General features: G+C 64.8%; 6 protein-coding genes and 1 pseudogene. 5 read left to right on the top strand and 2 right to left on the bottom strand.

The annotated features are described in order from the left end of the window. Positions 1–220: 220 nt before the first annotated feature. Positions 221–847, top strand: coding sequence for an NAD(P)H-binding protein (locus WS68_RS09975; RefSeq protein WP_059570629.1), 627 nt, complete (start codon positions 221–223; stop codon positions 845–847). A 129-nt stretch (positions 848–976) separates the two neighbouring features. Here WS68_RS09975 and WS68_RS09980 read toward each other — a convergent pair whose 3' ends face one another. Next, complete coding sequence (locus WS68_RS09980; RefSeq protein WP_059570630.1) at positions 977–1525, bottom strand: peroxiredoxin; 549 nt, start codon at positions 1523–1525, stop codon at positions 977–979. A gap of 291 nt (positions 1526–1816) precedes the next feature. Here WS68_RS09980 and cdpA point away from each other — a divergent pair, with 291 nt between their 5' ends. The 3 genes from cdpA (at position 1817) to WS68_RS09995 (ending at position 6285) form a co-directional block, all read left to right on the top strand. Further along, the gene (cdpA, locus tag WS68_RS09985) at positions 1817–3559 is read left to right on the top strand and encodes a cyclic di-GMP phosphodiesterase CdpA (protein ID WP_082709933.1); all 1743 of its coding nucleotides are present in this window, start codon (positions 1817–1819) and stop codon (positions 3557–3559) included. A 34-nt stretch (positions 3560–3593) separates the two neighbouring features. Then, positions 3594–5060, top strand: a complete 1467-nt coding sequence (locus tag WS68_RS09990) for an HDOD domain-containing protein (RefSeq protein WP_059570632.1) — start codon at positions 3594–3596, stop codon at positions 5058–5060. A gap of 187 nt (positions 5061–5247) precedes the next feature. After that, positions 5248–6285, top strand: a complete 1038-nt coding sequence (locus WS68_RS09995; RefSeq protein ID WP_059570647.1) for a sulfonate ABC transporter substrate-binding protein — start codon at positions 5248–5250, stop codon at positions 6283–6285. A 161-nt stretch (positions 6286–6446) separates the two neighbouring features. On the opposite strand, the gene WS68_RS10000 is transcribed toward WS68_RS09995, so the two are convergent. Next, the gene (locus tag WS68_RS10000) at positions 6447–7481 is read right to left on the bottom strand and encodes an AraC family transcriptional regulator (RefSeq protein WP_059570648.1); all 1035 of its coding nucleotides are present in this window, start codon (positions 7479–7481) and stop codon (positions 6447–6449) included. Positions 7482–7640: 159 nt separating this feature from the next. Between WS68_RS10000 and WS68_RS10005 the strand changes: the two are divergent. Continuing rightward, positions 7641–8249: pseudogene (locus WS68_RS10005) on the top strand (fatty acid desaturase); the annotation flags it as partial. Positions 8250–8361: the final 112 nt, after the last annotated feature.

Raw genomic sequence — 8361 nt, forward strand, 5'->3', positions numbered from 1 at the left:
CGGGCTCGCCGCCGCAGGCGGGCCCGCTTCCGATTACGCCGCCAATTTCCGCGCGGCAACGCCCGCATCCGGCCGTCCGGCACACCGCAGGTTTCGTGCCACTGCCGCCCCGTTTCGCCTCCTCGCCGATCCGGCCTGAATTCGGCATAAACTTATCCCAAAGCCAACGGTCCTATCACAAAAGGCACGCTTGGCCTGACGCAATGCGAGGAGTGGTTTCATGTCGAAGGTACTACTGATTGGCGCGTCCGGCCGCACGGGCCACGCACTTGCGGACCTGCTGCTCAAGCAGCAGGATTTCGAGGTCACAGCGCTCGTGCGCCGGCCGGATTACACGTTGCCGGGGGCAACGGTGATCGTCGCCGATCTGACGGCCGACTTCTCGTTCGCCTTCGACGGCATCACCTATGCGATCTACGCGGCGGGTTCGGCCGAATCCGAAGGCGAAGCCGAGGAGCAACAGATCGACCGCGACGCCGTCGCGCGCGCCGCTGCCTATGCGAAAGCGTACAACGTCCAGAAGCTCGTCGTGATCAGCTCGCTGTCCGCGTACTGGCCGGAGCGCAGCCCCAGCATGCTGCGCCACTATTCCCAAATGAAGCGTGAGGGCGACGAGCGCGTGATCGCATCCGGCGTCGATTACGTGATCCTGCGGCCCGGCCCGCTGTCGGACGATCCGGGCGTCGGCACGATCGCGCTCACCGAGGAGCGGGTCGACGGCGCGCCGCCCGTCGCGCGGCAGGACGTCGCGTGGGCCGCGATCGAGGCGATCAAGCGTGACATCTCGAAAAAGACGATCGGTTTCGTCGGCGGCGGCGTGCCGATCGAGCAAGCGTTGCGCGCGTAATCGACGCCAACCGCGCCGTGATAACTGCGCAGTCACAACCGCGCTCCCCGCCCCGGCGCGCTTGCATGCGCGGGCCCGGCGCGATCCGCGTGCGGCGCCAAGCGTGGCCTGCACCGCCGCGCGGCGCGATCACGGCTGCTTATGCGACGCCGCCCAGGCCTTCACCGCGTTCAGCGTATTCTCGACGTGCTTGTCCGGCGACAGGCTCGTGTATTCGTAGATCACCTTCCCTTCGGGCGAGATCACGTAGGACACGCGGTTCGCCTTGTCGATCGCCGGCAGTTTCGCGTCATACCCGCGGATGATCTTCGCATCGGGATCCGCGGCGACCGGAAATTTGCTGCGGCACTCGCTGACCGAGAATTTCGTCAGCGTGCCGATATCGTCGGCCGACACACCGATCACCGTTGCGCCATATTGCCTGTAAGCATCCACCGCATCGGCAAACGCATGCGCCTCGATGGTGCAGCCCTTCGTGAACGCAGCCGGATAGAAATACAACACCACCGGCCCCTGCTTCAACTCGCTCGCGAGCGAATACGTATAGGTCTTGCCGCCGAGCGACGCCTGCGTGCTGGAATCCGGCGCCGTGTCGCCGATCTTCAGGACCGCGTGCGCCATGGCCGCGTGCAGGGCGAAGAGCGCCGCCGCGACGCTCGGAATCCATTTTCGTTTCATCCCAATCCTCGTTGTTGATAGGCTCTTCCGAATCCGGCCCGCTTTAATCGGCAGCATGCACCGAGTTTCATATTTCAAGCGCATGCTATCGATGAAACATTCCAGGCCCAATTCCCCTCATCGCTAAAGAATCGACACAATACGCCGTTATCACGCCCGGACGATATCGGTTCCAGCCTCTATACGCCAGCGATATACATGGAAGCCTTCAGGAACACCGCGCCCCGCAAGGGCTCCTGGCGCGCCGCGCTTCGCACGCTGCGCCGCTTCGCGTGGTCGGGCGGCGCGCTGATGCCCGCGCGCGCCGGCACGCCACGCGCCGACGATACCGTGCAAAGCTGGTTGGAGCAAACCGTCGGCGCGGTCGACTTCCTCGCCCATGTCGATCGCGACCTGCGCTTTCTCTACGTGTCGGACGCGAGCCTGCGCTTCATCGGCTACCACCGCGATTATCTGCATACGCTGACGCTGCGCGACCTGATCCACGACGAGGATACCGCGGCGCTCGACGCGTTGCTTGCGCGCGCATCGGAGACCGGCAGCGTCGAAAAGGCCACGCTCTGCCTCGTCAAGTCGCTCACCTATCCGCTCGACGTCGAGGTGCGCGCGGTGAGAAGCCGCCACCATGGCGTCGACGGCTTCGCGATCGCGGCCTTCGACGTTTCGTCGTGGCGCGCGATCGAGGCGCGGCTCACCTACGAGCTGCACCACGATCCGATGACGGGCCTCGACAATCTGTCCGCGCTGCTGCCCGAACTGATGCGCGCGCAACAGGCGGCCGACGACGGCAATGGCTGCACGGCGCTGCTGCTGCTCGATCTGGACGATTATCAGCGGATCAACCGCGCGCTCGGCTACGATGCGGGCGACGCGCTGCTGCGCGACACCGCACAGCGGCTGCAGCGGCTCGCAACGCATGGCGAGCGGCTGGCGCGCGTGGCGAGCGACAAGTTCGCGATCATGCTGACCGCGGCAACGCGCGCCGCCGCGATCGACGCGGCACAGGCGTTCGCGCGCCGGCTGCAGACGGCGATCCAGCAGCCGTATTCATACGAAGGCCAACCCGTGCATCTGTCCGCAAGCGTCGGCATCGCGCTGTATCCGGACATCCGCGCGACGCCGTGGCACACGCAGCATCACAGTCCGCTGCTGCGCCGCGCGGACCGCGCGCTTGCCCAGGCAAAGACCGCGGGCGGCAACGCGCTCGCCTTCCACCAGCCGACCGACGATCCGGCCGACGCCGAACGCCTGAAGCTCGAAGCCGATCTGTACAACGGCGTGCGCAACGGCGAATTCTCGCTGCACTTCCAGCCGATCACCAAGAGCAGCACGGGTGCCGTCGTCGGCGTCGAGGCGCTGATCCGCTGGCAACATCCGACACACGGGCTCGTCGCGCCCGCGACGTTCATTCCGCTCGCCGAATCGATCGGCCTCATCAACTATCTCGGCAACTGGGTGCTCAAGGCCGCGTGCATGCAGCTCGTCGCGTGGGACCGGCAAGGCATCGCGCTGCAATACGTGGCCGTCAACGTCTCGCCGCAGCAGTTCCGCGACCCGCGCTTCACGCAAAGCGTGCGGGACGCGATCAATTTGACGGGCATCGATCCGCGCAGAATCGTGCTCGAGATCACCGAGAGCCTGCTGATGCGCGATCCGCAGCACGCGAAATCGCTACTCGAGGAAGTGACCGAGCTGGGCATCCGCTTCGCGGTCGACGATTTCGGCACCGGCTACTCGAGCCTCGCCTATCTGCAGCGCTTTCCGCTTGCGAAGCTGAAGATCGATCGCAGCTTCGTCGAAAATCTGTTGACGTCGAGAAATGACCGGGCGATCGTGTCGGCGGTCGTCGGCCTCGCGCAGACGCTCGAACTTGAACTCGTCGCCGAGGGCGTCGAAACCGAAGCGCAGCGCGCGCTGCTGACTGAGATGGGTTGCAACCACATCCAGGGCTGGCTCGTGTGCCGGGCGCTGCCGTCCGATGAGCTTGCGCTGCGCTTCGAAGCGCAGCAGCTGCATTTGCACGAGGCCGCATGACGCACGGCGGCGGCCTTTTCAATCATTGATTCGTATGCCCATCACCGCACAATTATCAAGGACGGCGCTGCTCGATAAGCTCTGGGCCCGGATGAACGAGCGCGGCGATTTTCCGCTGCTGTCGGACGCGGTGCGCGCGACGATGGCGGCGATGAAGCACGACGATCTCGACATCACGGCGCTCGTGCGCGTCGTGCTGTCCGATTTCGCGCTGACGCAGAAAGTGCTGCGGCTCGCCAACTCGGCGATGTATATGGCGTTCGGCGGCAACATCACCACGGTCACGCGCGCGCTGATGGTGCTTGGGATGGATGCGGTCGGCCATCTCGTCGTCGGGCTCAAGCTGGTCGACCACTTCCATCACAGCGCGCCGCGCCGCATCGCCGCGAAGCTCGAACTGAACCGCGCGCTGCTGTCGGGCTGCATCGCGCGCAAGCTCACCGCGCACGTGGATTTACGCAAGGGCGAGGAAGCAGTCGTCTGCACGCTGATGCGGCAAGTCGGCAGGCTGCTCGTCGTCTGCTATCTCGACGCCGAATGGGACGCAATCCGCCGCGCTGCCGAATTGGACGGCGGGAACGACGAAGACGGCGAAGCCGCATGCCGCGCGGTGCTCGGCGTCGGTTTCGCCGAGATCGGCCTCGAGGCCGCGATCCGCTGGCGGCTGCCCGAACTGACTCGCTGCGGGATGATGCCGTATCGCCCGGACGACGACGCGCCGCGCGACGTCCAGTGGCTGCGCGCAGTCAGTCATTACTCGACCGATGTGGCCACCGTGCTCACATCGGCGAGCGCGCGCGAACGCGACGCGCGGCTCGCCTCGCTCGCGCAGCGCTTTCAAGGCGTGCTCGGCGCCGATCCCGCAAAGCTCGTCGAAATCGCCGCGTCGGTATCGCGCGAGGAGACGAGCGACACGGTGATGCGTGAAATCGTCGAATTGCGCGCGAGCGCCGACAAAATGGCGCGCGGCGCGTCGAATCCGCGCGCGTGCCTCGAAGCGGGGCTCGCGGACTTGCGCGCATTGCCGTCCGAGCATGTGCTTGGCCCAGTGCTCGCGCTCGCGTCCGAAAGCGTGCTTGCGGGACTCGCGTTCACTCGCGTCGTGATGTTCGTGCGGCGCGATGACGGCGTGTTCGCCGCGCGGCTCGGATTCGGGCCCGATATCGACGCGATGCTCGACACGCTGCGTTTTGACGAGACCTTCGAGCCGGACGTGTTCCACCTCGCGATCAGCAACTCGGTCGGCATTTTCATCGAAAACGTGCGCGATCCGAAAATGGCGAAACGACTGCCCACGTGGTACCGCGCGGCCTTCGACGACGCGCTCGCGTTCGTGCTGCTGCCCGTCGCCGCCTGCGGAACCACGGTAGCGCTGCTGTATGGCGATTGGTCGCGCGGGCAACCGGCGCGCAAAATCACGTCAGTGGAAATGAGCGAACTCAACGCGCTCGCTAAAGAACTCGGGCGCTTCTTCCATCGCGCGCCGGCCGACGACGCCTGATGCGCCCGACGCCCGGCGCGCAGCGCCCCGCTAATTCCGCCGTGCGGAATCGATAGCAGAACAAAGTCGAAGCCAGCCGTTGACCGGCGCGACGCGCGCAAAGCATGATGGCGGCGAATTTGCGATGCAACCGCCGGCAAGCCATGCGGGTACATCGCAGCGCAGCCTCGCACAACGGACCAGCCAGATGACTTCGCCCCTTCGATCCCGCCCGCGGCCCTCCCTCACTCCTCAGGACGGTTTGCGCCGCGCGCTGCTGAAGGCAGCAGGCGCGACGGCCGCGCTCGCCTCGCCGCTCCTGGGCGGTTTTGCCGCGCTGTCCGCAAGCGGCGGCGCGCTTGCGCAAAGCAGCGCTCAAACGCCCGCCACACTCAGGATCGGCTATCAAAAATACGGCAACCTCGTATTGATGAAAGCGCGCGGCTCGCTCGAAAAGCGGCTCGCCGCGCAGCGCGTTGCCGTTCAGTGGATCGAATTCCCCGGCGGTCCGCAGTTGCTCGAAGGCTTGAATGCGGGAGCGATCGACGTCGGCACCGTCGGCGAGACGCCGCCGGTCTTCGCGCTCGCGGGCGGCGTCGATTTCGTCTATGTCGGCAGCGAGCCGCCCGCGCCGAAAGGCGAAGCGATCGTCGTGCCGCACGATTCGCCGATCCATACGATCGCCGATTTGCGCGGCAAGAAAGTCGCGCTCAACAAAGGCTCCAACGTCCATTATCTGCTCGTCAACGCGCTGCAGCGGGCGCGGATCGATTACCGGGACATCTCGCCAGTCTATCTCGCCCCCGCCGATGCGCGCGCCGCGTTCGTCCAGCGCGGCGTCGACGCGTGGGTGATCTGGGACCCGTATCTCGCCGCAATCGAGCGGCAAGCGAACGTGCGCACGCTCACTCACGGCGAAGGGCTCGTGAACAATGCGCAGTACTACGTCGCGAGCCGCAAGTTCGCCGACGCCGCTCCGCAACTCGTGCAGGCGCTGCTCGACGAAATCGGCGCGCTCGACAGTTGGGCGCGCGCGCACATCACGGCCGCGGCGGCGCAACTATCGCCGCTCGTCGGACTCGATACCCCGACGCTCGAACTCGCGCTGAACCGCGCCAGCTACGGCGTGCAGACAGTCGACAGCGCGGCGCTCGCGTACCAGCAGCAGATCGCCGACACATTTTCGAGCCTCAAGCTGATTCCGCGCAAGATCGACGTTTCGTCCGCGCGCTGGCAGCGCGCATAGCACGCGCGAGAGCGGTACGCGGGCTTGCGAGCGAAGCCGCACCGCGCACGAACGCGAGCGCCCCGCACGAACGCCGCCGTCATCGACATTGCTGCGCGCCGATCGGCAGCCGACTGCGCATCGACAAACGCACGCCGCAGCCGGCTCAGCGGCGCGATGCGTCAGCGCCGACAGCTCGGCGTCGTCCCCGTCCAACGCTTGAACGCCCGGCTGAAATTCGCACGGTCGGTATAGCCGACACGCGCGGCAATCTCGTCGACGCTCAGTTGCGTGCCTTCGAGCAGGCGCAGCGCATCGCGCAGGCGAATTTCGTCGAGCAGCGCCGAGTACGTCGTTCCGCAATCGCTCAACTTGCGCTTGAGCGTGCGTTCGGACAGATGCAACTCGCGCGCGATCTGATCGAGCGACGGATAGCCGTCGCCACCGCAAATCAGCAAATTGCGCACGCGCTCGACGACGCTCTCGACATACCCGAGCCGGGCCAGTTCCTCTTCGCACTGCTGCACGATCATCTGCGCCGTCTGCGCGTTGGCCGTCAAGATCGGCTCGTCGAGTCGCGCCGCATCGAAGCGGATCTGATTGGCCGGCGCGTCGAAATGGCAACGCGGCAACCGCTCGCGATAACGCTCGAAATAGGCCGGCTGCGGCCATTCAAAATACAGTTCGGTGCGCCCCATCGTCTCGTCTCGAGAAGGCGTGAGCAACGAATTGAACAAAATCGCCGTCTCGACCATGAAATTCTCGACTCCGAACTGCCGCAGCCGGCCGAGTGGAAACGCCTCGAGCACATCAATCTGCACGGATTGTTCGAGCCGCGCGAGCCGCACCGAAAAAAACGGTACGCGAGTCGGCAGATAGCGGATGCCGAGTTCGACCGCCTCACCAAGTGTCGCGCAGCTCATCAAGCCGAAGCCGATCAATCCGGATTTCGTCAAGCTGCTGCGCAGGCCGATCTCGATCGCGATCGCCGGATCGTTCGTCGCCCCAAGCAGATTGAACACGATCGCAGCCTGCTGCAGCGGCGTGATGCGCACGTTCGGCGATTCGAGCTGCGCGCGCGTGACCCCCGTGCCTGCGAGGATGTCCTCGTCGGCAATGCCGCGCTCCTCGGCCAGCATCAGCATAAAAAGCGGATAGGCAGATGAAACTGTGGCCTTGTTCAATTGCCTGGTGGGGTCCGGAACGGACAAAGCCATGCTCGACTCCATGCAGTGATCGGGTCGATTATAGCCACAATGGCCCAAAATGACTCTTTCTTTGGCACACCCGCCCCTCCCGGCGAAGGCGCAAGCGGCTCTAAGATGATGTCGTCGACGAACCAAGCGTCGATCATTCAGGGATACGGATCAAAACTTATGAACCAGACCAAGACGATGCGCTTCAAGAACGACGCGGAGAAAGTCGCGTATGTTCGCCGTGAGGTCAACGCGGCAAGCGACGCGTTGCGCGCGAAATACCCGCTGCTCGACAATCAGAACCTGATCGGCGCGAGCGTGATGGCGGTGTGCGTCGCGATCGTGATCGGCTCAGCCTATCTGTATGCGCACGGCGCGATCGCATGGTATGTCGCGCTGATCGTCGCCACGCTCGCGACGTCGCTAATTCACGAACTCGAGCACGATTTGATTCATCTGATGTACTTCAAGACGAAGCCTTGGGCCTACCATCTAATGATGGCGCTTTGCTGGCTCACCCGTCCCGGCACGATCAATCCGTGGACGCGGCGCCGGATGCATCTGCATCATCACAAGGTATCGGGCGGCGAATCGGATCTCGAGGAATACGGGATCACGAACGGCGAACGTTGGGGTCTGAAACGGCTGCTGATGATCGCCGACGGCATGCTCGCCGTCGCGTTTCGGCCGCTCGGCACGCGCAAAAAAGTATTGCAGTACGTTGCGGCGCAACCCGAGCAGGGCCGCGGCACAAGCGTGCAGTTGCGCATCGAGCAACTGATGTCATATGCGGTGGACTAGACTAAATCTGACAGTGGTTGGTTTTTCATGCTGGCGCGCATTGGCGCGAAGGGCGTAGCCCGTAGCGGCAATGCGCGCCGCGAACAGCAAGGAGTCCACC

Origin of the sequence: Burkholderia sp. TSV86 (assembly GCF_001522865.1) — a bacterium.
Lineage (GTDB): Bacteria > Pseudomonadota > Gammaproteobacteria > Burkholderiales > Burkholderiaceae > Burkholderia.